Source organism: Paucibacter sp. PLA-PC-4, assembly GCF_026241155.1.
Taxonomy (GTDB): domain Bacteria; phylum Pseudomonadota; class Gammaproteobacteria; order Burkholderiales; family Burkholderiaceae_C; genus Roseateles_E.
The window spans coordinates 102,746-127,761 of the sequence record NZ_JAPFGP010000010.1; the positions used below are offsets into that span (position 1 = coordinate 102,746).

18 protein-coding genes are annotated in these 25,016 nt (G+C 67.2%); 9 read left to right on the forward strand and 9 right to left on the reverse strand.

Going from position 1 to position 25,016, the window contains the following annotated elements:
• The first annotated feature begins 10 nt into the window (after positions 1–10).
• The 7 genes from OOZ63_RS16675 (at position 11) to OOZ63_RS16705 (ending at position 12,002) form a co-directional block, all read left to right on the forward strand.
• On the forward strand, positions 11–454 hold the full coding sequence (locus OOZ63_RS16675; RefSeq protein WP_266006709.1) for a hypothetical protein: 444 nt from the start codon (positions 11–13) through the stop codon (positions 452–454).
• The gene (locus OOZ63_RS16680) at positions 451–2,511 is read left to right on the forward strand and encodes a SpoIIE family protein phosphatase (RefSeq protein ID WP_266006711.1); all 2,061 of its coding nucleotides are present in this window, start codon (positions 451–453) and stop codon (positions 2,509–2,511) included. The genes OOZ63_RS16675 and OOZ63_RS16680 overlap by 4 nt, the downstream gene beginning before the upstream one ends.
• Positions 2,487–2,948 carry an ATP-binding protein gene (locus OOZ63_RS16685; RefSeq protein WP_266006712.1) on the forward strand — a complete coding sequence of 154 codons (462 nt, stop codon included), beginning with the start codon at positions 2,487–2,489 and terminating at the stop codon, positions 2,946–2,948. The genes OOZ63_RS16680 and OOZ63_RS16685 overlap by 25 nt, the downstream gene beginning before the upstream one ends.
• Positions 2,945–3,289 carry an STAS domain-containing protein gene (locus tag OOZ63_RS16690; RefSeq protein ID WP_266006713.1) on the forward strand — a complete coding sequence of 115 codons (345 nt, stop codon included), beginning with the start codon at positions 2,945–2,947 and terminating at the stop codon, positions 3,287–3,289. Before OOZ63_RS16685 ends, OOZ63_RS16690 begins: the two co-directional genes overlap by 4 nt.
• Before the next feature lie 27 nt (positions 3,290–3,316).
• Complete coding sequence (locus OOZ63_RS16695; protein ID WP_266006715.1) at positions 3,317–4,933, forward strand: Na/Pi cotransporter family protein; 1,617 nt, start codon at positions 3,317–3,319, stop codon at positions 4,931–4,933.
• Positions 4,930–6,705: a uracil-xanthine permease family protein gene (locus OOZ63_RS16700; RefSeq protein ID WP_266006716.1), complete on the forward strand. Its 1,776-nt coding sequence runs from the start codon at positions 4,930–4,932 to the stop codon at positions 6,703–6,705. Before OOZ63_RS16695 ends, OOZ63_RS16700 begins: the two co-directional genes overlap by 4 nt.
• Before the next feature lie 194 nt (positions 6,706–6,899).
• Positions 6,900–12,002, forward strand: coding sequence for a beta strand repeat-containing protein (locus tag OOZ63_RS16705; RefSeq protein ID WP_266006717.1), 5,103 nt, complete (start codon positions 6,900–6,902; stop codon positions 12,000–12,002).
• A gap of 137 nt (positions 12,003–12,139) precedes the next feature.
• Here the strand turns inward: OOZ63_RS16705 and OOZ63_RS16710 are convergent, their stop codons facing one another.
• From OOZ63_RS16710 to OOZ63_RS16740, 7 genes are all read right to left on the reverse strand, one after another.
• Positions 12,140–13,318 carry an acetyl-CoA C-acyltransferase gene (locus tag OOZ63_RS16710; RefSeq protein ID WP_266006718.1) on the reverse strand — a complete coding sequence of 393 codons (1,179 nt, stop codon included), beginning with the start codon at positions 13,316–13,318 and terminating at the stop codon, positions 12,140–12,142.
• Positions 13,319–13,330: 12 nt separating this feature from the next.
• A complete protein-coding gene (gene aceK, locus OOZ63_RS16715; RefSeq protein WP_266006719.1) occupies positions 13,331–15,166 on the reverse strand; it encodes a bifunctional isocitrate dehydrogenase kinase/phosphatase in 1,836 nt (611 codons plus the stop codon).
• Between the two features lie 13 nt (positions 15,167–15,179).
• Positions 15,180–15,842 (reverse strand): carbonate dehydratase, encoded by a 663-nt coding sequence (gene can / locus OOZ63_RS16720; protein WP_266006720.1) that lies wholly within the window; start codon positions 15,840–15,842, stop codon positions 15,180–15,182.
• Positions 15,839–16,759, reverse strand: a complete 921-nt coding sequence (locus OOZ63_RS16725; protein WP_266006721.1) for a pyridoxal-phosphate dependent enzyme — start codon at positions 16,757–16,759, stop codon at positions 15,839–15,841. The genes can and OOZ63_RS16725 overlap by 4 nt, the downstream gene beginning before the upstream one ends.
• Positions 16,760–17,941, reverse strand: a complete 1,182-nt coding sequence (locus tag OOZ63_RS16730) for an isovaleryl-CoA dehydrogenase (RefSeq protein WP_266006722.1) — start codon at positions 17,939–17,941, stop codon at positions 16,760–16,762. It lies immediately after the preceding gene.
• A 17-nt stretch (positions 17,942–17,958) separates the two neighbouring features.
• Positions 17,959–18,411: a PaaI family thioesterase gene (locus OOZ63_RS16735; RefSeq protein ID WP_266006723.1), complete on the reverse strand. Its 453-nt coding sequence runs from the start codon at positions 18,409–18,411 to the stop codon at positions 17,959–17,961.
• 87 nt (positions 18,412–18,498) lie between these two features.
• Positions 18,499–19,383, reverse strand: coding sequence for a LysR family transcriptional regulator (locus OOZ63_RS16740; protein WP_266006724.1), 885 nt, complete (start codon positions 19,381–19,383; stop codon positions 18,499–18,501).
• A gap of 97 nt (positions 19,384–19,480) precedes the next feature.
• On the opposite strand from OOZ63_RS16740, the gene OOZ63_RS16745 reads away from it, so the two are divergent.
• Complete coding sequence (locus OOZ63_RS16745; RefSeq protein ID WP_266006725.1) at positions 19,481–19,900, forward strand: PACE efflux transporter; 420 nt, start codon at positions 19,481–19,483, stop codon at positions 19,898–19,900.
• On the opposite strand, the gene OOZ63_RS16750 is transcribed toward OOZ63_RS16745, so the two are convergent.
• Positions 19,901–20,368, reverse strand: coding sequence for a DUF1854 domain-containing protein (locus OOZ63_RS16750; protein ID WP_266006726.1), 468 nt, complete (start codon positions 20,366–20,368; stop codon positions 19,901–19,903).
• The gene (locus OOZ63_RS16755) at positions 20,365–22,650 is read right to left on the reverse strand and encodes an ABC transporter ATP-binding protein (RefSeq protein ID WP_266006727.1); all 2,286 of its coding nucleotides are present in this window, start codon (positions 22,648–22,650) and stop codon (positions 20,365–20,367) included. Before OOZ63_RS16755 ends, OOZ63_RS16750 begins: the two co-directional genes overlap by 4 nt.
• Before the next feature lie 192 nt (positions 22,651–22,842).
• On the opposite strand from OOZ63_RS16755, the gene cphA reads away from it, so the two are divergent.
• Entirely contained in the window at positions 22,843–25,011 is a 2,169-nt protein-coding gene (gene cphA / locus OOZ63_RS16760) for a cyanophycin synthetase (RefSeq protein ID WP_266006728.1), read from the forward strand.
• Positions 25,012–25,016 lie beyond the last annotated feature (5 nt).

Genomic DNA, 25,016 nt, shown 5'->3' on the forward strand with positions numbered 1-25,016 from the left:
GGGCAGTCCCATGCATCGCCCCGACACCCTGACCCTGATCGGCCTGCTGGCCCTGCTGTGCGCGGCGGCGCCGCCGGCCGCCGCCAGCGAGCTGTATGTCATCGCCCACAAGGACGTGGCCCTGGACAGGCTCAGCCCCGAGCGCACCACCCAGATCTTTCTGCGCCAGCAGCAGAGCTGGCCCGACGGCCAGCTGATCCAGCCCATCGACCTGCGCGAGGGCGCGCCGCTGCGCAAAAGCTTCTACAGCCAGATCAGCGGCCGCAGCCCGGGCCAGCTGCGCGCCTACTGGGCGCGCCAGAGCTTCACCGGCATGGGCCTGCCACCGCGCCAGGCCGACAGCGACGAGGAAGTCGCGCGCCTGGTGCAGGCCACGCCCGGCGCCATCGGCTACGTGACGCGCAAGCCCAGCGGCGGGGGCGTCAAGGTGCTGCTGGTGAGCGCGCTGGAATGAGCCAGGCGCCCGCAAAGGCCGGGGAGTGGCCCGCCGCGCTGCTGCGCCTGCTGGCGCCGGCCAGCTGGCTGTCGGGCCGGCTGAGCTTCTCGCGCAAGTACCTGCTGGTGGGCACGGTGATGCTGCTGACCCTGGGCCTGCTGAGCCTGCCCCTGCTGCGCCAGACCCATGAGGCAGCGCGCCGTGCCGAGCTGGAACGCCAGGGCTTGCAGGCCTTCGCGCAGCACAGCGCCTTGCTGGCCGAGCTGGTGGCGCTTCGCAGCCGGGCGATGGCGGGGACCGAGCCCGCCCGTCCCGACGCCACACTGGATCAGCGCATCGTCGCGCTGCAGCAGTGGAGCGAGCGCACCGCGCCCAGGCCCTCGGAGCTGCCGGCCCTGGCCCAGCGCCTGCAGCGGCAATGGGCCGAGCTGCGCGCACTGCCGCAAGGCGAGCAGGCCCAGCTGCGCTTTGCGGCCCACACCGGCGGCATCAACACCTTGCTGGCCCTGATCCGCGAGAACACCCGCGCCCACCGCCTGAATGTCGATGCCGAGCTGGATGCGGCGGTGGATATGCTTTGCAACCGCCTGCCCCTGCTGCTCGAGACCCTGGCCAAGCAGCAGGATGTGCTGGGGCTGCGCAGCGAGGCCATGTCGGGCTATGCACTGGGCGCGCAGGTGGTGCTCAGCGACAACGCGCCGGCGCTGCGAGCTGGCATCGCGCAGCTGCAGCAGTCGTCTGCCGTGGACCTGCAAGGTCCGCTGACCGAGCTGCTGGCGCGCATCGAACGCCAGCAGGAGGCGGTCGACAAGGTACTGGACGACGCCGATGCGCTGCAGGAGATGCGCACGCTGGCCGGCGCCAACCTGCAGCAGGCCCAGGGTCTGCTGCACAGCGCCACCACCGTCGCCGATGACCGGCTGCAGCAGCGCCTGGCCCGGCTGGAGCGCAGCCAGTGGCTGGTGGCGGCGCTGCTGGTGGCTGCTGTGGCCGCCATCGCCTATCTGTTTGCCGGCATCTATGTCTCGACCCTGGGTTCGCTGCGCCGGCTCTCGCAAGGCACCGAGGCCTTCTGTGCCGGCCGGCTCGACACCCGCATCCGCATCGACAGCCAGGACGAGCTGGTGCAGGTGGCCGGCAACTTCAACACCATGGCCACCGAGGTGGGCCGTTTGCTGCTGCTCATCCGCGAGCACAACGAGTCGCGCCAGCGCGAGCTGGAACGCCTGGTGCAGGCACGCACGCTGGAGCTGGCCGACAAGAATGACCAGCTGCATCTGGCCGCGCTGCGCGTGCAGGAGGAGCTAGCCTCGGCGCGCGAGATGCAGCAGGCCATCCTGCCGCAGAGTTTTCCCGACACGGCCGACTTTTCGGTCAGCGCCTGCATGCATCCGGCCCGCGAGCTGGGCGGCGACTTCTACGACTGCTTTGCGCTGGCCGACGGACGCTGGGGCTTTCTGGTCGCCGATGTGGCTGGCAAAGGGGTGGGCGCTGCCTTCTTCATGGCGGTATCGCGCACGGTGCTGCAGGATCTGGCCCAGTCCGGCCTGGCGCCGGCCGAGGTGCTGGCGCGCGCCAACGACTTGCTCAGCGAGCGCAATCCGATGGAGCTGTTCGTCACCGCCTGCTTCTGCCTCTACGACCCGCGTGACGGCGGTCTGGTCTATGCCAGCGCCGGCCACCCGCCGCCGCTGCTGCGCGGCGCCGATGGCCAGGTCCGGGTGTTGCCAGGCGCCTGCGATCTGGCGCTGGGCGTGCTGCCCGGCATGCGCTACCACGACCGCGAGGCGCGGCTGGCCGCTGGCGACACCTTGCTGCTCTACACGGACGGCATCACCGAGGCCTTCGCAGGCGATGGCCGGGCCTACGGCGATGAGCGTCTGCAGGCCTGGCTGCACGCCTGCCCCGGCAAATCCGCCGGTGACAAGCTGGCCGCGCTGGTGGCCGATGTGGCCGGCTTCGTCGGCAGCGCCGAGGCTTCCGACGACCTGACCGCCTTGCTGCTGTGCCGCAAGCCCCGGTCCACATCCATTGCCAAGGAGAGCTCGACATGGGCCATGCCCCTCTGCAACTGAAGAACAAGACGCTGCTGCTGCACTACCGGCTGGCGAGCCGGCTGGAGCAGATCGCCCTGCTGGCGGCCGCAGTGGAGAACGCCCTGGCCGATCGACCCGACCTGGCCTTCGCGGTGAACCTCTGCCTGGAGGAACTGATCACCAACACCATCCAGCATGGGCTGCAAGGCGCGCCGGACCGGCAGATCCAGGTGCGGCTGTCGCGCTCGGACAAATGGCTGGAGGTGATGCTGAGGGACGACGCTCCGCCCTTCGACCCCTTTGTCCAGGCCCCGGCCCCCCAGCTGGATTCCGGCGTCGACGAGCGCGCCGTGGGCGGCCTGGGCGTGCACCTGGTCAAGTCGCTGATGGACGACGTGCGCGCCTTCTATGACGGCAGCGGCAATCTGATTGTGCTGTTCAAGACATTGAAACCCGCAGAAAAGGAAGCAAGATGAGTTTCGAACACCAAGTCAGCCAACAGCAGAACACCCTGCTGCTGGCACTGAAGGGCCGCATCGACAGCGCCAGCGCCAGCGCCTTCGAGCAGGCCGTGCTGGAGCTGTTTGCCGAGCCGGGACGCCGCGCGGTGCTGGATTTTGAGACCGTGGACTACATCTCCAGTGCCGGCCTGCGCGTGGTGCTGATGGCCGCGAAACGCGCCAAGCAGGGCCAGGGTCGGTTGCTGCTGTGCGCGCTGCCCCAGCATGTGCGCGAGGTGTTCGAGATCAGCGGCTTCCTGAAGATCATCGACACGGTGGATGAGCGCGCGACCGCACTGCGTCAGCTGGCGGCCTGAGCGTTCGGCCCTACCCCGCCACCGGCCATGAGCATCTTCGTCAGCCTGTTCGCCGGGCTGGGCCTGTTCTTTATCGGCGTGCGCCTGATCAGCGCCAATCTGCGCCAGGTGATCGGTCGACGCCTGCGCCAGCTGATCGCGCGCGCCGTCACCGGCAGCAGCTCGCTGGCGCTATTCGGCCTGCTGGCCGGCGCGGTGATGCAAAGCGTCAACGCCGTTATCCATGTGCTGGTGGCCCTGGTCACCGCAGGCGCCCTGGACCGGCGCAAGGCCTTTCCCATCATCCGCTGGGCCAATCTGGGCACCTCGCTGCTGGCCCTGGTGGCGGCCATCGATCTGCACGCACTGGCCCTGTGCCTGCTGGGCCTGACCGGCATCGCCTACTACCGACAGATCGACCAGTCGACACGCTGGCGCCATGCGCTGGGCGCACTGCTGGGCCTGGGCCTGCTGTTCCTGGGCACCGACTTCATCAAGAGCGGCGCGGCGCTGCTCAAGACCGCGCCCTGGCTGCGCAGCCAGATCAGCGAGCTGAGCATTTGGCTGCTGCCCAGCTTCGCGATCGGCGCCGCAGTGGCCTGGCTGGCGCAGTCCTCGACCACAGTGGTAGTGATCACGATGAGCCTGGCGGCCGGCGGCCTGCTGGGCTGGAACGGCGGCGCGATGCTCGTGATCGGCGCGGGCCTGGGCTCGGCCGCCTCGGCCTGGAGTCTCGCCGGCCGGCTGCAGGGCAGCGCGCGCCAGTTGGTGCTGTTCCAGGTGCTGCTGCGGCTGCAGGGCCTGGGCCTGAGCCTGCTGTTCTACGCGGCCAATCGCTGGCTGCTGGATGATGCCTTCGGCTCGCTGATGGACCGGCTGGGTCTCGCACCGGCGGCCCGCCTGGCCACCCTCTATTTGGTGGTGCAGCTGCTCAGCGACCTGGCCAGCCGGGCGCTGCAGGCGCCGAGCCTGCGCCGGCTGGAGGCCTGGGCTCCGCCCTCGGTGCAGGAGGACCTGGGCCGCCCGCACTTCGTGCACGACGAGGCGCTGGATGAACCGGAGACCGCGCTGCTGCTGGCCGACAAGGAGCAGCAGCGCTTGCTGAGCTGCCTGCCCGCCTATCTGGAAGCGCTGCGCCAGGACGGCGCAACTGCGGTGGCCGCCAGCGCCCGCCAGGCCGCCGAAAGCCAAGTGCTGCGCCTGTGCGAGCAGTTCCTGCTCGAGCTGGTCGACCGCCAGCGCAGCCGCGCGGTGCTGGAACGCAGCATGGTGCTGCGCGACCGCAATCGCCTGCTGGCTTCGCTGCAGGAGTCCTTGGCCGAGCTGTACGGCACGGCCCAGTCCGCCCAGGGCTGGGCCGACGCGGCGGTGGTGCACCAGCTGCTGGACCAGCTGGTGCAGAGCCTGCACATGATGCTGCAGGCCCTGGCCGATGCCGCAGGCAGCGCCGAAGCCGAAGACCTGGCCCTGCTGCGTGCGCTCACCCATGACCGCTCCGAGCTGATGGATGGCATACGCCGCCGCCTGCAGGGCGGCGACCTCGACGCCGGCCTGCAGCAGGCCGTGTTCACCGCCACCAGCGTGTTCGAGCGTTGCGTCTGGCTGCTGCGCCGCTATGTGCTGCTGCTGGACTTGCCCCCCGGCCTTACGACCCCGAGCCCATGACCCTGTCCCGACTGCTGTCCCGCTACCTGCCCCCTTCCAAGCCGGCGCGCCGCCCCTTCGAGCTGGTATATGCGGCCGACGAGTGCCCGCCGCCGGCCGCACTGGGCCTGCTGGCGCTGCAGCATGCGGCCATCGTGCTGGCCCTGATCGCCCACGTACTGGCGGCCGCCAAGATCGCCGGCCTTTCCTTGCCGCAAACCCATTCCATCGTCGCGATGACGCTGCTGGGCATGGCCCTGGGCACGGCGGCGCAGGCCTGGGGCGGCCGGCTGGGCAGCGGCACGCTGCTGGTGTTCCAGCCCGACCCGATGATGATCACGGTGGCCGGCGCGGCCATTGCCTCGCAGGGCGTCGGGGCGCTGGTGCAGGTGACCGTGGTGACGGCGCTGGTGACCATGGGGCTGGGCCCGCTGATGCGACATCTGCGCCCGCTCTTCCCGCCGACCGTGGTGGGCACCGTGATCTGCATGGGCGGCCTGGCCCTGGTGGAACCGGCGGTGCGCAATGCGCTTGGCGTCAGCGGCAGCGGGGCTCAGTTGCAGCTGGACGGGATCAGCGCGCTGATCTCGGGCACGGCACTGTCCTGCATCGTCGCGCTGTCGGTCTGGGGCGGGCGGCGTTTCCGGCTGCTGGGCCTGCTGGTCGGCATCCTGGCCGGCCTGCTGATCGCCGAGCTGACCGGCCGGCTGGTGGGGCTGGACTGGCTCGCTGGCGCGCCGCTCATGGCCCTGCCGCAGCCGGTCACGCCCAGCTTCAGTCTGGGGCCGGGGATTCTGATGGCCATCGTGCTGATCGCTGCGCTGAACCAGCTGGACAATATCGGCTGCCTGATCGTGATGGACAAGACCAACAACGCCGATTGGCGCCGCGCCGATATGCAGATGGTGGGCCGGGGCATACGCGCCAATGGCGCCAGCGATCTGATCAGCGGACTGGTCGGCAGTTTCCCCACCGCACCCAGCTCGGCCAATATCGCCCTGGTCCACGCCACCGGCTCCAGTGCCCGCGTGATCGGCCTGGCTGCGGCCGGCCTGCTGCTGCTGATCGCACTCAGCCCAAGGCTGACCATGGCCCTGACCCTGATCCCGCATGCGGTGCTGGGCGCGGTGGAGCTGTATGCGGCGGCCTATCTGATCGTCTCGGGTATCGAGATGATCGCCACCCGCGCGCTCGACAGCCGCGGCATCTTCATGGTGGGCCTGTCTCTTTGCGCCGGCCTGGCGACGCTGCTTATGCCGGGGCTGTCGGCCGGCCTGCCCGAGAGCCTGCGCTTCCTGGCGGGCGATGGCTTTGTCGTGGCCGGGCTGGCCGTGGTGCTGCTGAACCTGCTGTTCCGCCTCGGCACGCGGCGCAGCGCGAGCAGCCCGCTGGAAACGATGGGCGGGCCGCTGAACCACCAGATCACAGACTTCGTCGAGCGCCAGGGCAAGGCCTGGTCGGCCCGCTCCGAGGTCGTGCAACGTGCCGCCCTGGCCGCGCTGGAAGCGGCCGAGGCCCTGGCTGCCGCCGGCCGCGGCCGTCCATGCTCGCTGCGAGGCGACTTCGACGAGTTCAATCTGGACATCGAATTGCTGCACGAGGGCCCCGCGCTGCCGCTGTCGGCCGGCCAGGCACCGGACATCGATGCATGGCTCAACGGCGATGACGACAGCGCGCTGGACGTCGCAATGCAGCGCGTCTCCAGCGTGCTGCTGCGCCATCTGGCCGACCGGGTCGAGAGCCGCGATATCGGCGGCGGGCATGCGGTGCTGCGCTTGCACTTCGATCACTGAGGGTCAAGCGCTGAGAGCGCGGCGGCGGCTTTTCGGGGTTGTTGGCCGGTATGACGGGGGCCGTGGGTTCCTCAGTGCGGGGTGTCACACCATCCAACGCTGATTCAACGCTGAGCATGGAGGATCGAGGCTGCCCTGAGGACCGTGCGTATACGCACGGCCGCCGCCCCCCAATTTCGCACCAGGAATCATCCATGAATCCGACACCGCCCCAAACGGCAGCCGCCCCGCGTACCCGGCACCAACAACTGGCCCGCCCCCTGGCCCTGAGCCTGGCCCTGGCCTTCGCGCTGCCGATGGCGCCCGCCACGGGAGCGACCGTCGTCACGCTGAAGCCCGGTCAGCCACTGACGCTGAACGATGCCCTCGACCGCGACTACGGCCTGCAATGGGGCGACACCGTCTTTGACGGCCAGGGCCAGTTGGTCAAGACCGGCGCCGGTGCGATCCGCTGGGGCAGCGCCAAGCTCAGCTTCGCGATGCTGGCGGGCAGCCTCATTGACATCCAGGCGGGCACCTTCTACGGCGGCGCCTCGGGCAAGGACGATTGGCGGGACAACCGCGCCGATTTGAAGGTCAGCAACACCGGCATTTTTGATGGCGGCAGCGCCAATGTGCGGGTCGGCGCCCTGAGCGGCGACGGCCTGATCCGCACAGGTGCTGCCAGCGGCACGGGCTACCAGACCTTCACCCTTGGTGTGAGTCATCAGGACGGCAGCTTTGCCGGCGTGGTGGCCGACGCGCTCGGCGCGGGCCGCCTCACCAAGGTGGGCAGCGGCACGCAAATTCTGAGCGGCGACAACACATATACCGGTGGCACCCATGTGGCGGCGGGCACCTTGGCCATTGGCAACGGCGGCAGCAGCGGCACCATCTTGGGCCCGGTGCAGGTGGACGCCGGCGCCACCCTCGCCTTCAACCGCTCCGCCGACCTCACCTTCGCCGGCGCAATTTCCGGGGGCGGGCAGTTGCTCAAGCAGGGCTCTAGAGTATTGACGCTCAACACCCCCTTGGACGCTGCACTGAGCGTGCGAGTCGAAGCCGGCTTCCTGGAGGTGGCCACACCCTGGAAAAGCACAGCCGAGGTCAGCATTCTCGAGCGCGGCAACGTGAACCTGACAGGAGGCGTCAGCGAATTGTCGGGACTGCTTCGGGTGGAGTCCGGTGGCTGGCTAACCGTCCGGAACGGCAGCCATTTGCGCCTGAGCGGCGACGTGGAGAACAGCGGCGTCCTCGAATTCACCGGCAGCAGCGGCGAAATCACCGGTAATGCGCAGCTGAGCGTCGTCTTCTTGTATACCGACGACGACGACCGGGGCAGCGCTTTGCAGCTGGGTCGTTCCGACACCCACACCACGGTTAAGTACGGAACCATCTACGTGACCACCGGGAACGAATTGCTGGTGACGGGCCCCAACACCACGGTCAAGTCAGGGCAGCTGGGCGATTTAAGACTAAGCGGTGAGACGCAGGTACGCGTCTTGGATGGCGCACAGCTGAGTACCAATGGGCTGAAGATGGGTGGCTCCGTCGCGAATAGCGCCAGTATCCTGGTTTCTGGCAGCGGCTCACAGTTCCAATTTTTGCAAAAGGAACAAGTCCGGAACAGCCGGTTCACGATAGAACAAGGTGGCCAGCTGTTCGGTGACCTTGCAGCCGCGGCCACCGTTTTGAACGTTCGCGACGCCGGCAGCATCGCCACCGCAAACGTGATGCAACTCCAGGCAGGCTCAGTCGACGTTGCTGCGGGCGGCCGCTTGCAAACCAACACCTTCAGCGGTAGCTTCGGCAATAAAAGCAGCGTCAGCGGACAGGGCAGCGTCTGGAACAACACCGGCAACTTCACGGTGGGCGGCGGGAACAATCTCAGCAGTGTGACGCTGCGTGACGGCGGGCTGCTGCACACCGCCTTCTTGGACGTCCTCCTGGGTGCCAGAGTGCTGCTGGACGGCGGCCAGCTGCGCATCGACAACGTGGGCAGCAGCTTCATGGCCGGCCTGGACTGGCGCAGCGGCCGGCTTAGCCTGGGTGGCGACACGGCGTTGAACCAAGGCCTGTTGGCCGCCTCGCTGTCCTTGGACCCGGGGCGCCAGCTGGTTGTCAACGGTCGGCTGTCGGTGAACGAGGGCCAAAGCCTGCAGCTGGCCCAAGGCGGCAGCCTGCATGTGCAAGGTTTAACACTGGCCGGCGGCAGCTTTGCGGTCGAGGCCCAGGCGGACATCGGCGGCAGCTTCGACTGGCAACGCGGCGCCCTCACCTTGAGCGGCGAGGCCCAGCTGGGCCAAGGTTGGCTGGCGAGAATGCCGGTGTTGACGGCGCAGAGCTCGCTGAACATCCAGGGCTCGCTAAGCAGCAGCGCACAGTTCGCGCCCTTGCAAATCGGCGCCCTGGGGCGGCTGACGGTGCACGGCTCGGCCAATCTGGCCGGCGCCATCCACATGGACGGCAGCGGCGCCCTCGTGCTGGACGGCAATCGTAGCGCGCGCCTGAGCGGAGGCATCACCGGCGGATCGTTGAACCTGTACGCCGGCAATGGCGAGCTCAGCGGCAGCGCCCAGCTGAACAACATCACGCTGCAAGCGGGCGGCAGCGGCGGTAGCGACAGCAGCACGCTGCAGCTGGGCGGCGGCGGCGGCACCACGGGGGTGACGGTCGACGCACTGACGCTGAGCGGCGGCTCGCTCTTGCTGATCACCGGCAACACCACCACGCTGGACGGCACGGCCGGCGCGGGCGACTTGCTTGCCTCCAACAGCCAAGTGGACATCACCAACGGGGCGCGGGTCCGACTGAACAATATCTCGATCAGCAACACGGCCCCACGCGCCCCCGGCGCTGCGCCCGATGTGCGGGTCTCGGGCAGTGGTTCGCAGCTGCTGGGCAGGGGCGGCACTATGCTCACCGGTGCACTGCTGAGCGTCGAGCAAGGCGGCCAGCTACATAGCAGCCTCGATCTGCAAACCAACGCCAGCTTGCGGGTGCAGGACCTGGGCAGTGTGGCGAGCGTGGGGCTGCTGAGCAGCCAAGCCAGCACGATAGACATCGCCAAGGGCGGCCAGCTGCAAACCGGCAGTGCCAGCCTGATGGGCGGCAGCGCCAGCGTGAGCGGCTCGGGCAGCCTGTGGCGCAATGCCGGCGCCTTGTCGCTGGGGCATGGCGGCACGGTCAGCAGCTTGCAGCTGAGCCAGGGCGGCCAGCTGCAAACCGGCAGCCTGGATCTCGGCGCGGGCGCCCGCCTGCTGCTGGACGGCGGCGTGCTGAGCCTCAGCGCCCCCGGCGGCAGCTTTATGGCCGGGCTGGATTGGCACAGCGGCCAGCTGAACCTGGGCGCCGACACCGCGCTGAATCAGGGCTTGCTGGCAGCCTCCCTCACACTTGACCAAGGCCGGCAACTGGCCGTCCAGGGGCAGCTGAGCGTGAACAGCGGGCAGCGCCTACAACTGGGCGCCACGGGTAGCCTGCAGGCACAGCGACTGCTCTTGGCCGGCGGCAGCTTTGAAAGCGCCGCCTCGGCCGACATCGGCGGCAGCCTGGCCTGGCAAAGCGGCACGCTGAGCCTGCACGGCGATGCGCGCAGCTCCCAAGGCCTGCTCGCCGCCGCCACTGCGACCCCGCTGGGCAGCCAGCAGACGCTGCGCGTGCACGGCGCGATGACCTTGGACGGCAGCTCCGCCTGGCAGCACCAGGGCGGCACGCTGGAGGTTAATGCCTTGCATGCCAGCCCGGGTTCCGCCGCCTTGGATTGGCGCAGTGGCAGCGTCGTGATCCATGGTGATGCGGCGCTGGGCGACGGCCTGTCGGCCCAGCTGCTGCTGGACAGCGGCAAGCGATTGACGGTTGATGGCCGCTTGAGCATCGCCAGCGGCCAAAGCCTGAGTCTCCAAGGTGCTGCACTGAACTACGGCACGCTGGCCTTGCAAGGAGGCCGACTCGAGCTGCACGCCAAGCAGGCGCTGGCCGGTCGCTTCGATTGGCAACAAGGCACCCTGGCGCTGCGTGGTGATGCGGCACTGGACAACGCCTGGATCGGCGGCCAACAGGTGTTCGCCGATGGACGCCATCTGGAAGTTGGCGGCACGCTGGCTCTGGGCAACGCTTCGCTGACGATTCAAGACGGCGGGCAAGTGGCCGCCACGGCCATCAAGCTTGGGACCGGCAGCGTGCTGCTGGACGGCGGCCTGCTGCGCACCGACAGCTTCGGGGCTGACCTGGCCGGCCAGCTCCGCTGGAACCGTGGCACCTTGGCCATCAGCGGCGCGGCCGGGGCCAGCCTGGGCCAAGGCGGCCTGAAGAAGCTGACCGTGCTCAGCGAGGGCCAAACCTTGCAAGTTGCCCAAACCCTGAACGTCGGCCGCAACACCCAGCTGCTCTTGGATGGCGGCCAGCTGTCGGCCGGCACCCTGGCCCTGCAAGGCGGCATGGTGAACAGCGGCGATGCGGCGCTGAACCTCAACGGCGTCCAGCAGCTGCGGGGCTTCGGCCAGGTCAACGGCGCCGTCCAAGGCGGCGTGACCACGCGCCTGGTCGCCAGCGGTGGCACCTTGAGCCTGGGCGATGCCAACCAATCGGGCGGCTTCAGCCACGCAGGCATGCTGCAGGTGGCCACAGGCGCCACCGCGCTCTTGCTCTCGGCCGATGCGGCCCGACTGGACGGCCGCACCGAGCTGGCGGCGGGCGCGCGGCTGCTGTCAGTCAACGGCACGCAACTGGGCCAGGGCGCCGAGCTGCACAGCTCGGGCGACGCGAGCGTGGAAGGCAAGTTCATCAACGAAGGCCAGGTGAGCGCGCAAGGCGGCACGCTGAGCTTCCTGGGCGACGTCAGCGGCACGGGCAGCTACGCGGGACAGATCCAGTTCAAGGCCGGCTATGGGCCGGGCCAGGGCCTCGCCGCTGTGGACTTCGGCGGCGGCCAACTCAGCTTTGGCGACAAGTCGGTGCTGACGATGGAATTCGGCAGCGCCTCGTCCAACCTTGGCTTCGACCAATTGCTGCACATCGGCCAGCTGGACTTCCGGGGCATGCTGCACCTGCAGTTCGATGCCAGCTTTAAGGCTCAGGCCGGAGCGGCGTACACCTTGTTCGACTTCCAGTCATTCACCGGCTCCCTCAGTCCCGACCGCATCATCGTCAGCGGGCTGGATGGTCAGCAACTGGACCTGAGCCGCCTGGCACAGACCGGGCAAATCCAGATCAGCCCGGTGCCAGAACCTGCCACCTACGCGCTGTGGCTGCTCGGCCTGATGCTGCTGGCCGGTGCGAGCCGGATCCGCCGGCAGCCCGCTGGGGGCCACGCATGAAAGGATGTTCCGCGCAAGCGCGCGGCGCAGAAGCAAAAAAGCCAGCGACCCGAGGGATCGCTGGCTCTCGAATGCAGCCATGATGCGAGCTGACTTCAGTCAACTCGCCTTCACGGCTCAACAGCCGACCAAGAACTTCACAGCAGCTCCACACCAACGGCAGTCGCCTCGCCGCCGCCGATGCACAGCGCCGCGACGCCGCGCTTGAGGCCGCGGTGGCGCAGCGCGCCCAGCAGCGTGACGATGATGCGGGCACCGGAGGCGCCGATCGGGTGGCCCAGCGCGCATGCGCCGCCGTTGACGTTGACGATTTCGTGCGGCAGCTTGAACTCGGCCATCGCGGCCATCGTGACGGCAGCGAAGGCCTCGTTGACCTCCCACAGATCGACGCTCTTAGCGTCCCAGCCGTTCTTGACCAGCAGCTTCTGGATCGCGCCGACCGGGGCGGTGGTGAACCACTCGGGCGCATTGGCATGCACGGCAGTGCCGACGATGCGGGCCACCGGCTTGACGCCCAGGCGGCTGGCCGTGCTCTCGCGCATCAGCACCAGCGCGGCGGCGCCGTCGGAGATCGAGCTGGACGTGGCGGCGGTGATGGTGCCGTCCTTCTTGAACGCGGGCTTGAGGCCGGCGATCTTGTCGAGCTTGGCCTTGAAGGGCTGCTCGTCGCGGTTGATCACGGTATCGCCACCCCGGCCAGCCACCGTCACCGGCGCGATTTCCCAGGCAAAGCTGCCGTCCTCGTTGGCGCGCTTGGCGCGCTCAGTCGAGGCGATCGCGAAGGCGTCCTGCGCCTCGCGGGTGAAGGCGTATTTGTCGACGCACTGCTCGGCAAACACACCCATGGCCTTCCCGCGCTGGTAGGCGTCTTCCAGGCCGTCCAGTGCCATATGGTCATACATCTGGGCGGCGCCGTACTTGACGCCCTTGCGCGCGAACATCAGGTGCGGCGCGTTGGTCATGCTTTCCATGCCACCGGCGATCAGGATGTCGGCACTCTCGGCCTTGAGCGTGTCGTGGGCGAACATGGTGGCGCGCATGCCGGCGCCGCACATCTTGGACAGCGTGACCGCGCCGACCGACTGCGGCAGCCCGGCCTTCAGCACCGCCTGGCGCGCCGGGGCCTGGCCCTGGCCGGCCATCAGGCAGTTGCCGATGAAGGCCTCGTTGATCGAGTCGCCGGGGACGCCGGCACGCTCGACCGCAGCCTGGATCGCAACGGCCGCCAGTTCCCAGGCCTGCAGTGAGGCGAAATCACCCAGCAGGCCGCCGATGGGCGTGCGGGCGGCGGAAACGATGACGATGGAATCGGACATGGTGGGGCTCCTTTACTGAACGGGAAGATCGTGATGCGCGTCGGCCATCAGCACGGCGCCATCGACGGGGTGAAGCGGGGTGGACGAGGCGGCGCGGGCATAAAAGCGCTTGTGGGCCTCGTAGGGAAAGACGTCGTGCACATGGCCGGCCTGGATGCGGGCCTTGTGCTGCTGCCAGAACTCGGCGTCCAGCAGATCGGCATGGTGGCGCATGAAATGCTCGCGCACACCGGGGTGGCCGAGCAGAAAGGGGCCGAAGGTCTCGGGGAAGACATCGCGCGGGCCGACGGAGTACCAGACCTCGCCGGACATCTCTTCCTCCTCATTGCGCGGCGCCGGCACGCGGCGGAAGTTGCAATCGCTGAGGTACTCGATCTCGTCGTAGTCGTAGAACACGACCTTGCCGTGGCGGGTCACGCCGAAGTTCTTCCACAGCATGTCGCCGGGGAAAATATTGGCGGCCACCAGGTCCTTGATCGCATGGCCGTACTCGATCACCGCATGCTCCAGCTGGGCCGGCGTGGCCTCCTGCAGATAGATGTTCAGCGGCACCATGCGGCGCTCGATATAAACATGGCGCAGCACCAGGTCCTCGCCGCTGTCTTCGATCAGGCTGGGGCAGAAGTGCTTGAGTTCCTTGAGCAGCTCATCGTCGAAGCGCTGGCGCGGGAAGGCGACGTTGGAGTATTCCAAGGTGTCGGCCATGCGCCCGACCCGGTCGTGGGTCTTCACCAGCAGATACTTGTGCTGGATCAGCTCCCGGCTGGTGTTCTCCTTTTGCGGCGGGAAGAAGTCCTTGATCAGCTTGAAGACAAAGGGGTAGCTGGGCAGATCGAACACCAGCATCACCATGCCCTTGATGCCGGGCGCGATGCGGAACTTGTCGCTGGAGTGGCGAAGGTGGTAGAGGAAGTCGCGATAGAAAAGATTCTTGCCGTGCTTTTGCAGGCCCAGCGCGCTGTAGATCTCTGCGCGCGGCTTCCTGGGCATCATCGAGCGCAGGAACTGCACGTAGGCGCTGGGCACCTCCATGTCCACCATGAAATAAGCGCGGGCAAAGCTGAACAGCATGAGCAAATCGTCTTCGCCGAACAGCACGGCGTCGATGTAGAGCAGGCCCGACCGCCCTTCCTTGTGCAGGATGGGCAGCGCGAATGGCGTCTCGGTGAAGCCGTTGATGATCTTGCCCACCAGGTAAGCGCCCTTGTTGCGATAGAACAGGGAGCTCAGCACCTGGATCTGGAAATTGGTGCGCCAGCGGAACTCACCCAACTCGCGCTGCATCGCGCGCAAGACCCAGTCGATGTCGCGGCCCAAGTCCTCGAACTCCAAATCGAGCTGGAAGTTGGTGACTACCCGGCAAAGGGTTTCATGCAGCGTCGGCTTGCTCGGGTAGTAGGCGCGGTAGGTCGGCTTGGCGGCTGGCTCCTCGTTCTCGATGTACTCAGTCGAGACGGCCGGCCGCACGAAGATGAAGTCGTTGTGGAAGTAGGCGTGGTGCAGGATGCGGGTGCAGACCGAGTTGAAGAAGGTCTCGGCCAGCTCCGGCTGGTGATGGTCGGTCAGCAAACCGATGTAATGCAGCTTAACCTGCTGCCAGACCTCCATCGGCAAGGTGCTGGCCTGGAAGCGCTCTTCCAGCAGGACCACCGCCTCGTCGACCCGCTTGTCATAGAACTCAATGCGCTCACGTTGGGCGCGCTGCTGGCCGTGCCAGTCGGCGCGCTCAAAGCGCTGCTTGGCCGATGCGCTGGTGGCGCGGAACAGCCGGTAGTGCCTGTTGAAGCCGCCCAACAAGGCCTGCGCGATCTCGAACGCGCGGGGGTTGGTCAGCTTCTGCGGGAACATCGGGCTGTACCGCCTAGGCTTGGCTGTAGCGCTGCTTGACCGCAGCCAATGCGCGCTTGTAGGCAGGGCCGACATCGTCGTGATGGGCGGCCGTGATCTGCAGGTCCTCCAGCAGCCCGTTGTGCAGGCCATAAACCCAGCCATGGACGACGATCTCTTGCCCGCGGGCCCAGGCATCCTGCACCACCGTGGTCTGGCAGGCATTGCGCGCCTGTGCCAGCACGTTCAGCTCGCACAGCGCGTCGACGCGGCGAGCCTCGGGCAGGCTGTCGATCCACTCCTGGTGGTCGTTTCGCACGTCCTGCACATGGCGAATCCAGTTGGACACCAGGCCCACACGCGCGTCGATCAGCGCGGCCTTGACGCCACCGCAGTTACTGTGGCCCACCACGATGATGTGCTTGACCTTCAGGTGGTCCACCGCGAACTGCATCACCGACAGGCAGTTCAGGTCTGAGTGCACGACGACGTTGGCAACATTGCGATGCACGAACAACTCGCCGGGCAGCAGGTCGACCAGCTCATTGGCAGGCACCCGGCTGTCGGCGCAGCCTATCCACAGGTATTGCGGCGTCTGCTGCTTCAGCAGTCGCGAGAAAAAGCCCGGTTCGCGCTGTTCCGTCTCGGCGGCCCAGCGCTTGTTATTGCCCAGCAGGTCTTGCAGTTCGTTGTTCATGCCGACATTGTCCACGCCTGCAGCTTCTCCAGGCTGACAGCCACGCCGCCGCAGACTTCCACCAGAGGTCTCTTGAAACGGGCAAACAGCTCGGGGTGCACATCCACCGCCGCCAGCGCCGCACCGCAGGCCGGCTCCACCATCACCCGCATCTGCTCGGCCAGCCGCGCCGCCGCGCCACAGGCCTGGGCATCGCTGACCAGCACGCTGTGCGTGGGATGCAGCTGGGCAAGGCGCAGGGCCTCGTCGGCGACGCGGCGCGCGCCCAGCGAGGTGGCGATCGAGGTGATGGCAGGCAGGGTCACGGCCTTGCCGGCCTTCAGGCTCTCGTGCAGGCTGGCCGCGCCCTCGGTTTCCACCGCAATCACCGGGATGTCGTTCAGACCGTGGCGGCGCAGGCCCTGGACGATGCCGGCGAACAGGCCACCGCCGCCCACCGCTGTGACCACCGCGTCGAAATCCAGGCCTTGGTCCAGCACTTCGTCGATCAGGCTTGCATGGCCCTCCCACAGCAGCGGGTGGTCGAAGGGATGGACATAGGTGGCGCCGCGCTCGGCCGCCAGCGCCTGGGCGAACTCATTGCTCTCATCCCAGACCGCGCCATGGCGCAGCACCGTGGCGCCGCGCGCCTCAATCAGGCTCTGCACCGCGGCGCTGCTGGTCTGCGGCAGCACGATGGTGACGGTCAGCCCCAAGGCCTGGCCCGCATAGGCGGCAGCGAAGCCGGCATTGCCGCCCGAGGCGCAGACGATTTCCTTGGCACCGTCCTGCGCCGCCTTGCGCACCAGCCGCCCGACGCCGCGCAGCTTGAAGCTGCCGCTGGGCTGCAGCGCATCCATCTTCAACCAGACATCTGGGTGCGAGAACTGGCCGGGCGCGGCCCGCAGCAGCGGCGTATTCAGGTGCAAAGGCTTCATTTACATCGTCTCCGCGAACAACTCGCGGCCTATCAGCATGCGGCGAATCTCGGAGGTTCCGGCACCGATCTCGTAGAGCTTGGCATCGCGCCACAGCCGGCCCAGCGGGTACTCGTTGATATAGCCGTTGCCGCCGAAGATCTGCACGCCCTCGCCGGCCATCCAGGTGGCCTTCTCGGCGGTCCACAGGATCACCGAGGCGCAGTCCTTGCGGACCTGGCGCACATGCTCGGCGCCCAGGAGGTCGAGGTTCTTGGCCACCGTGTAGGCAAAGCTGCGGCCGGCCTGGAGCACCGTGTACATATCGGCGACCTTGCCCTGGATCAGCTGGAACTCGCCGATGCTCTGGCCGAACTGTTTGCGGTCGTGGATGTAAGGGATCACGTTGTCCATCACGCTTTGCATGATCCCGAGCGGTCCGCCCGTCAGCACCGCGCGCTCATAGTCCAGGCCCGACATCAGCACCTTGGCGCCACCGTTGACCGCGCCCAGCACGTTCTCTGCCGGCACCTCGACGTTCTGGAACACGAGCTCACCGGTGTGCGAGCCGCGCATGCCCAGCTTGTCGAGCTTCTGCGCGATCGAAAAACCGGGCATGCCCTTCTCGATGAGGAAGGCCGTCACGCCGCGCGCGCCGAGCTCGGGTTCGCTCTTGGCATAGACCACCAGCGTGTCGGCATCGGGGCCGTTGGTGATCCACATCTTGTTGCCGTTGAGCAGGTAGTAGCCGCCCTTGTCCTCGGCCTTGAGCTTCATGCTCAGCACGTCGGAGCCAGCGCCCGGCTCGCTCATTGCCAGCGCGCCGACATGCTCGCCGCTGATCAGCTTGGGCAAATACTTGGCCTTCTGCGCGGCGTTGCCGTTGCGCTTGATCTGGTTGACGCATAGATTGCTGTGCGCGCCATATGACAGGCCCACCGAGGCGCTGGCCCGGCTGATCTCTTCCATTGCGATCATGTGGGCCAGATAGCCCATGTTCGCGCCGCCGTACTCCTCGCCGACAGTGATGCCCAGCACGCCCAGATCGCCCATCTTGCGCCAAAGATCCATCGGGAACTGGTCCGAGTGGTCGATCTCGGCGGCACGCGGCGCTATTTCTTGTTGGGCAAAGTCGCGCACCGCGTCGCGCAGGGCGTCGATGTCCTCGCCGAGTTGGAAATTCAGGCCGGGCAGATTCGTCATGGTGGTCTCCTAGTTTTTCAGTGCATCAGGCCATCGCGGCCCAGAACGGTCATCACGGTGGCGCTCATCGTCGCCACCAGCTTTTCTTCGGCGCCGGGCTCGGCGGCGCCCCAGGCACGGCCATCGACTACGCTGATGGTACGGCCGGCCTTGCCGACCTGACCTTCGAAACGGAACCAGGGACCGCGCGCCGGAGACAGCAGATTGATCTTGAATTCGATCGTCAGCACCGCCGCGTCGGGCGGCATCAGACTGAAAGCCGCATAACCGCAGGCCGAGTCCAGCGCCGTGGCGACGATGCCGGCATGCAAAAACCCGTGCTGCTGAGTCAGCTCGGGGCGGTGCGCCATCGTGATCACGACCCGGCCCGGCGCCACCTCGGCCAGGCTGGCGCCCAGGGTGGCCATCACTGCCTGACGTTCGAAGGAGGCTCGCACTCGCTGGGCATCGCTGTCATCGGTGGGCTGCATGCAGGCTCCGGTTGAGTTACGTTTACGTAAACGTCAATTCTAGTGAGAATCGGCAAGCCTTGGTCTGTTGCAGCTCTACCTAAGTAGTTACCCTTGGTACCCTGGTCGCATCAGCGCGATGAATCGCCGCGCTCCCAGACCCAATGGCCGGTCGCGGCGCCAGACCACATCGACCCAAAGCCGCACCTCGTTGCTCATGTTCTCGAACTCGATCTGCAGCAAGGCGCCGGCCTCCAGCAGTGGATCCACCATGCGCTGCGGCAAAAAGGCCCAGCCCAGGCCTGCCTGCACCAGGCTCAGCGTGGCCAGGTGGCTGTCGGTGCGCCAGAGCCGGCGCGAGACCAGCACCCGAGGGTCGTCGGCTGTGCCGGCGTCGCGCCGGGCGACCGCGATCTGGCGCAGCTCGGCCCATTGGTCCTGGCGCAGGCGTTGGCCGGCCAGCGGATGCTGCGGCGCCATCACCGCGACCAGCCGCTCGCTGCCCAGCTCCTGGAAGCTCTCGCGCTCGTCGAAGCCGACCCGCTCGAACACCAGGGCCAAATCGATCTCGCCGGCGTGCAACATGCGCAGCACTGCCGCCTGCGGCGCCGATAGCACGTCCACCTCCAGCGCGGGATATTCGTCGGCCAGCTGGGCCAGAGCCTCACTCCAGGCCGCCGACAGGAGCTCGGGCGCGATCGCCAGGGTTAGGCGTCGCTCCAGCCCCTGGTGCAGGGCCAGCGCATGGGCCTGCAACTGAGCCAGCCGGGCGACCAGCTGACGCGCTTGTGGCTCCAGCGCCCTGGCTTCCTCGGTGGGCCGCAACTCCCGGGTGCTTCGCTCGAACAGACGCAGCTCCAGCTCGGCCTCCATCTGTGCCACCGCCATACTGACCGCAGAAGGCACCCGGCCCAGCGCCCGCGCCGCCGCCGAGAACGAACCCTGGTCCAGCACCGCAAGGAAGAGCAGCAGGTTGTCGCTATGCAGAGCCATGTCCACAATTTGTCAGAAATTCTGACAGCTGTCGACTTTGTCTATCAGAAAAGAATCCGTACGATGGCGAAATTCCCGCTTCAGGACAGGATTTTTCATGCAAGGCATCAGGCGCCGACTGGTCTATGTGTCGCTCTACGAGCTGTTTGCGGTCGGCCTGACCAGCGCCGGCCTGACCCTGCTGGCCGGCAGCGCGCTGGCCCATGCAGGCATCGCCGCCCTCGCCTCATCGGCCATCGCGCTGGCCTGGAATCTGGCCTATACCCACTTGTTCGAGGCCTGGGAGGCCCGCCAAACCCGGCGCGGCCGCAGCCTGGCGCGGCGAATTGCCCACGCCCTGGGCTTTGAGGCCGGCCTGATCGTGATGCTGGTGCCTTTGTTCGCCTGGTGGCTCGACATTTCGCTGTGGCAGGCCCTGCTGCTGGACTTCGGCCTGATCGTCTTCTTCCTGATCTACACGTTCGTCTTCAACCTGGCCTTCGACCGGCTGTTCGGCCTGCCGGCCTCGGCCGTCTGATCAGAGGAATCGCTCCAGCACCCGTCTTGAGGCCCGATCCAGCGCGAAACGATCCGGCACTAGGAACTGGATGCCGTGGCTGCTGGCGATCAGTAGTCGGCCTTCGTCGAGCCGGCGGATGTCTTCTTCGGTCTTCAAGATGAACTGGGTCTGGCCGCGTTCGGTCTGCACCGTCCACTGGCTGGGGGTCGAAAAGGTCGACACCTTGACGATGGCCAGCACCGTCGGCACAAACTCCCGGCCGGCGAATTCAGTCTCCAGCAGCTCGCGCTCGGGCGCCGGCAGCGCAGAAAGCCGGTCAATCCAGGCCAGCTCATGACCATCGATGCCCAGCAGCGAGACGCCTTCATCGGGCGCCGAGATCGGATGCGCACGCACTGGGGTGACGCCGACATGCTCGACGCCCTCGGCATCGAGCATCACCAAGCGGCCGAAGGCATTGCGGAAGAGTTGGCGGTAGCTGCTCATGCTTGCACCGTGTGGGCGTTGGGGTTAGGCAGCAAGGCCGGCTGCTCGTCGTCCGCATCGACGCGGCGCGCCTGGGCCTCGTAGAGACGCCAGTAATAGCCCTGCTTGGCCATCAGCTCCTCATGCGGCCCGACCTCGACCACCTGGCCGCGGTCCATCACGACCAGCCGGTCGGCCTTGCGCAGGGTCGAGAGCCGGTGGGCGATCGCAATCGTCGTGCGGCCCTGCACCAGATTGTCCAGCGCCTTCTGGATCTCCTTCTCGGTCTCGGTATCGACCGAGGAGGTGGCCTCATCGAGAATCAGAATGCGAGGGTTGATCAGCAAGGCGCGGGCAATCGAGATGCGCTGGCGCTCGCCGCCTGACAGGCCCTGGCCGCGCTCGCCAACGAGCGAGTCGTAGCCCTGGGCCAGGCGCAGGATGAACTCGTGCGCATGGGCGGCTCGGGCGGCGGCGACGATCTCCTCGCGCGTCGCATCAGGTTTGCCGTAGGCGATGTTCTCGGCGATCGTGCCAAAGAACAGGAAGGGCTCCTGCAGCACCAGGCCGATATGGCGGCGATAGTCGGCCACGCCGATGCGGCGCAAATCGGTGCCGTCAACCTTGATTGCCCCCTCGGTGACATCGTAGAAGCGGCAGATCAGGTTCACCAAAGTGCTCTTGCCCGAGCCGCTGTGCCCGACCAAACCTATCATCTCGCCCGGCCGGATGTCCAGACTCAGGCCACGGATCACCGCGCGGTTGCCGTAGCGAAAACCGATATCCTCGATCTGGATGCCACCCTTGACCGCACCCAGTGGAAGCGGATTGGTGGGCTCAGGCACATTGGATTGATGGTCGATGATGTCGAAGATGCGCTTGGCACCGGCGGCGGCCTTTTGCGTCACCGAGACGATGCGGCTCATCGAGTCCATGCGGCCATAGAAACGGCCGATATAGGCGATGAAGGCGGTCAGCACACCCACCGTGATGTCGCCGCCAGCCACCAGATAGATACCAAAGCCCCAGACCACCAGCAGGCCGATTTCGGTCAGCAGCGAGACGGTCGGGGTGAACAGGCTCCAGGTCTTGTTGAGCTTGTCATTGACGGCCAGGTTATGGGCATTGGCCTGGTGGAAGCGCTGGGCCTCACGCTTTTCCTGGGCGAAGGCCTTGACGACGCGGATGCCGGGGATGGTGTCGGCCAGCACGCTGGTGACCTCGCCCCAGACCCGGTCGATCTTCTCGAAGCCGGTGCGTAGCCGGTCACGCACCAGATGGATCATCCAGGCGATGAAGGGCAGCGGCAGCAGCGTCGCCAGCGCCAGCCAGGGGTTGATCGAGAACAGGATGGTGGCCGTCATCACCAGCATCAGCACATCGGTGATGAAGTCCAGCGCATGCAGGGACAAGAAGACGCTGAGCCGGTCGGTCTCGCTGCCGATGCGGCTCATCAGGTCACCGGTACGCTTGTTGCCAAAATACTCCAGCGACAGACTCAGCAAATGGTCGAAAGTGGTGGTGCGCAGGTCGGCGGCGATGCGCTCGGATACCAAGGCCAAAATATAGGTCTTGGCCCAGCCCAGCAGCCAGGACACCAGGCCGGCACCCAGCAGGCCACTCAGATAAAGTCCGACCACCCAGGGGTCAATTCGCTGGCCCTGCTGAAAGGGGATCAGTACCTTGTCCATCAAGGGCATGGTCAGATAGGGGGCCACCAGGGTCGCGGCGGTCGAACCCAGCATCAGCGCAAAACCAAGCAAGAGTTGACCCTGGTAGGGCTTGGCAAAACGCCACAGTCGCAGCAGCACCCAGGTGGAAGGCGGCGTGTGCAGCTCGCGCGCGCAGGTCGGGCATTCCTCGCTGCCCTCATCGCTGCGGGGTGGCAGCGGCGCCTTGCAGCTGGGGCAGAAGCTCAGCTCCTCGGCATCCGGCCGGGCCGGCTCGTTGCGGCGCTCAAATGCCTCATGCCAGCGCTGCGCTTGCAGATTCATCTGCAGCGTAAAGCGCCACAACGCCAGCCGTTGGCTGCCGTCCACCAGTTCCAGGCTGCCGATGCCAGCATGGTCGGAGATGCGCATCGCCAGATCCGGTCGCAGCGCCCATTCGCTCCAGGCGCTCGTGGCCGGATCCCAGGCCAGCAGGCGGCAGTCGGTCAGAACCAGCAGGCCCCGGTTGAAGCGCCCGGCGGAGTCCAGGTCAACCTCCAGCACCGTCGCCGCGTTCTCAGCGTCTGAAAGACGCGCCTGCAAGGCGGCCCATTGGGGGTGCTGGGGGGCGTCGGCGGGATGATGATGCTGCATTGTGATGTTTTTCGAGAAGCGCTCTTGAGGCGGCCCGCGCGCTGTATTGAACCCCGAATTCTCGCCGAAAGACAACTGCCGGCATGAAACCCGGTGCTGGCTGCGCGCCACACCGCCCGGCGCGCGCCGGGCGCACAATCTCGCATCGTCATACCCCAGCTATCGCTTTTGGCCGGCCTCGGCCCCGCCCTTATGAGTCCTAAATCCGACATCAAGCTCCTGCGCGTCAACTATCTGCGCGGCCCGAATATGTGGACCTATCGTCCGGTCCTGGAGGTCTGGCTGGACCTGGGCGAGCTGGAGGACTACCCCTCCAACCTGCTGCCCGGCTTTACCGAGCGGCTCACCGAGCGGTTGCCGGCCCTGATCGAACACCACTGCGGCGTCGGCGAGCGCGGCGGCTTTTTGCAGCGCCTGACCGAAGGCACCTGGATGGGCCATGTGCTGGAGCACATCGTCATCGAGCTGCTGAACCTGTCCGGCATGCCTACCGGCTTCGGTCAGACCCGCAGCACCTCGAAAACCGGGGTCTACCGCATGGTGTTCCGTGCCCGCGACGAGCAGGTCGCCCGCGCCGCACTGGCCGAGGGGCATGCCTTGCTGATGGCCACCATCAACGAGCAGCCCTTCGAGGTGCAGGCCGCAGTGGCCAGGGTGCGCGACAAGCTGGACGACTGCTATCTGGGCCCGTCAACCGCGGCCATTGTCGCCGCCGCTACCGACCGTCGCATCCCGCACATCCGTCTGAACGATGGCAATTTGGTGCAGCTGGGCCATGGCGCACGCCAGCGCCGCATCTGGACCGCCGAGACCGATATGACCAGCGCGATCGCCGAAGGCATCGCCGGCGACAAGGACCTGACCAAGACCCTGCTGAAGGCGGTCGGCGTGCCGGTGCCAGAGGGCGCCACCGTCAAGAGCGCCGAGGCTGCGTGGGACGCAGCCCAGGACATCGGTTTCCCGGTCGTCGTCAAACCTTCGGACGGCAACCATGGCCGCGGCGTGACGCTGGACCTGCGCGAGCGCGCCGACATCGAATCGGCCTTCCACGTCGCCGACAAGGAAGGCTCGGAGGTGTTGGTCGAGCCCTATATCCGTGGCATGGAACACCGCCTGCTGGTGGTCGGCGGCCAGGTAGTCGCGGCCGCGCGCGGCGAGGAAGCCTGGATCACCGGCGACGGCCGGCACACGGTGGTCGAACTGATCGATCTGCAGATCAACACCGACCCTCGCCGCGGCCTGACCGAGGACTTCCCGCTCAACCGCATCGACATCAGCGACGACCCCGTCGTGCTGCTGGACTTGCAACGCCAGGGCGTCTCGCCCGAGGCGGTGCCGACGGCCGGCCAGCGAGTGCTGATACAGCGCAACGGCAACGTCGCCATCGACTGCACTGCCGAGGTCCATCCCGAGGTGGCCCATGCCGTCTCGCTGGCGGCCCGCACCATCGGCCTGGACATCGCCGGCGTCGACCTGGTGACCGAGGACATCGCCAAGCCTCTGGCCGAGACCGGCGGCGCCATCGTCGAGGTCAATGCAGGCCCGGGCCTGCTGATGCATCTAAAGCCGGCCTCGGGAAGCCCGCAGCCGGTCGGCCAGGCCATCATCGACCACCTGTTCGCCGCCGACGAGAACGGCCGCATCCCCATCATCGGCGTGGCCGGCTCGCGCGGCGGCGCCCAGATCGCTCGACTGGTGGCCTGGCTGCTGCACCTGAACGGGCGCTCGGTCGGCCTGGCCTGCGGCCAGGGCCTGTTTCTCGGCAATCGTCGCGTCGAGAAGTCCGACTCAGCCCATTGGAGCGCTGCCCACCGCCTGCTGATGAACCGCGGCGTCGACGCAGTTGTTATCGAGAACAATGCCGCCGCCATCCTGCGCGACGGCCTGGCCTATGACCGCTGCCAGATCGGCCTGGTCACCGATATGGGTGGCCTGGGCAGCCTCGACGACTTCGATGTGCGCAGCGAGGACCAGCTCTTCAAGGTGCTGCGCACCCAGGTTGATGTGGTGCTGCCCGACGGTGCCGCGGTGCTCAATGCCGACGAACCCAGGCTGCTTGACATGGCCCGCCTCAGCGACGGCGATGTGCTGTTCTATGCGTTGGACGCCGCCACGCTGGCCGAGCAGCGCGCCGCCGGCAGCCGCACCGTATTCCTGCGCGACGGCGCCGCGATGCTGGCGCAGGGCCTGTCGGAAACCGCCGGCGCCAATGTCGAGGCCTTGCTGGCGCGCTTTGCGGCCGCCGGCCAGCCACTGGACGCGGCCACCGCGCTGGCCGCCGTCGCCACTGCCTGGGCGCTGAACATCTCGCCCGAACTGATCTCAGCAGGCCTGGACACTTTCGTGCCCGAGTCGGTCTAACAGCA

Bases quoted from the DNA above. Each gene is read 5' to 3' on its own strand.
- aceK (WP_266006719.1), bottom strand. From the start codon at position 15,166: ATGTTCCCGCAGAAGCTGACCAACCCCCGCGCGTTCGAGATCGCGCAG.
- OOZ63_RS16680 (WP_266006711.1), top strand. From the start codon at position 451: ATGAGCCAGGCGCCCGCAAAGGCCGGGGAGTGGCCCGCCGCGCTGCTG.
- OOZ63_RS16755 (WP_266006727.1), bottom strand. From the start codon at position 22,650: ATGCAGCATCATCATCCCGCCGACGCCCCCCAGCACCCCCAATGGGCC.
- OOZ63_RS16740 (WP_266006724.1), bottom strand. From the start codon at position 19,383: ATGGCTCTGCATAGCGACAACCTGCTGCTCTTCCTTGCGGTGCTGGAC.
- OOZ63_RS16690 (WP_266006713.1), top strand. From the start codon at position 2,945: ATGAGTTTCGAACACCAAGTCAGCCAACAGCAGAACACCCTGCTGCTG.
- OOZ63_RS16730 (WP_266006722.1), bottom strand. From the start codon at position 17,941: ATGACGAATCTGCCCGGCCTGAATTTCCAACTCGGCGAGGACATCGAC.
- OOZ63_RS16750 (WP_266006726.1), bottom strand. From the start codon at position 20,368: ATGAGCAGCTACCGCCAACTCTTCCGCAATGCCTTCGGCCGCTTGGTG.
- OOZ63_RS16685 (WP_266006712.1), top strand. From the start codon at position 2,487: ATGGGCCATGCCCCTCTGCAACTGAAGAACAAGACGCTGCTGCTGCAC.
- OOZ63_RS16725 (WP_266006721.1), bottom strand. From the start codon at position 16,759: ATGAAGCCTTTGCACCTGAATACGCCGCTGCTGCGGGCCGCGCCCGGC.
- cphA (WP_266006728.1), top strand. From the start codon at position 22,843: ATGAGTCCTAAATCCGACATCAAGCTCCTGCGCGTCAACTATCTGCGC.
- OOZ63_RS16705 (WP_266006717.1), top strand. From the start codon at position 6,900: ATGAATCCGACACCGCCCCAAACGGCAGCCGCCCCGCGTACCCGGCAC.
- OOZ63_RS16695 (WP_266006715.1), top strand. From the start codon at position 3,317: ATGAGCATCTTCGTCAGCCTGTTCGCCGGGCTGGGCCTGTTCTTTATC.
- OOZ63_RS16710 (WP_266006718.1), bottom strand. From the start codon at position 13,318: ATGTCCGATTCCATCGTCATCGTTTCCGCCGCCCGCACGCCCATCGGC.
- OOZ63_RS16745 (WP_266006725.1), top strand. From the start codon at position 19,481: ATGCAAGGCATCAGGCGCCGACTGGTCTATGTGTCGCTCTACGAGCTG.
- can (WP_266006720.1), bottom strand. From the start codon at position 15,842: ATGAACAACGAACTGCAAGACCTGCTGGGCAATAACAAGCGCTGGGCC.
- OOZ63_RS16735 (WP_266006723.1), bottom strand. From the start codon at position 18,411: ATGCAGCCCACCGATGACAGCGATGCCCAGCGAGTGCGAGCCTCCTTC.
- OOZ63_RS16675 (WP_266006709.1), top strand. From the start codon at position 11: ATGCATCGCCCCGACACCCTGACCCTGATCGGCCTGCTGGCCCTGCTG.
- OOZ63_RS16700 (WP_266006716.1), top strand. From the start codon at position 4,930: ATGACCCTGTCCCGACTGCTGTCCCGCTACCTGCCCCCTTCCAAGCCG.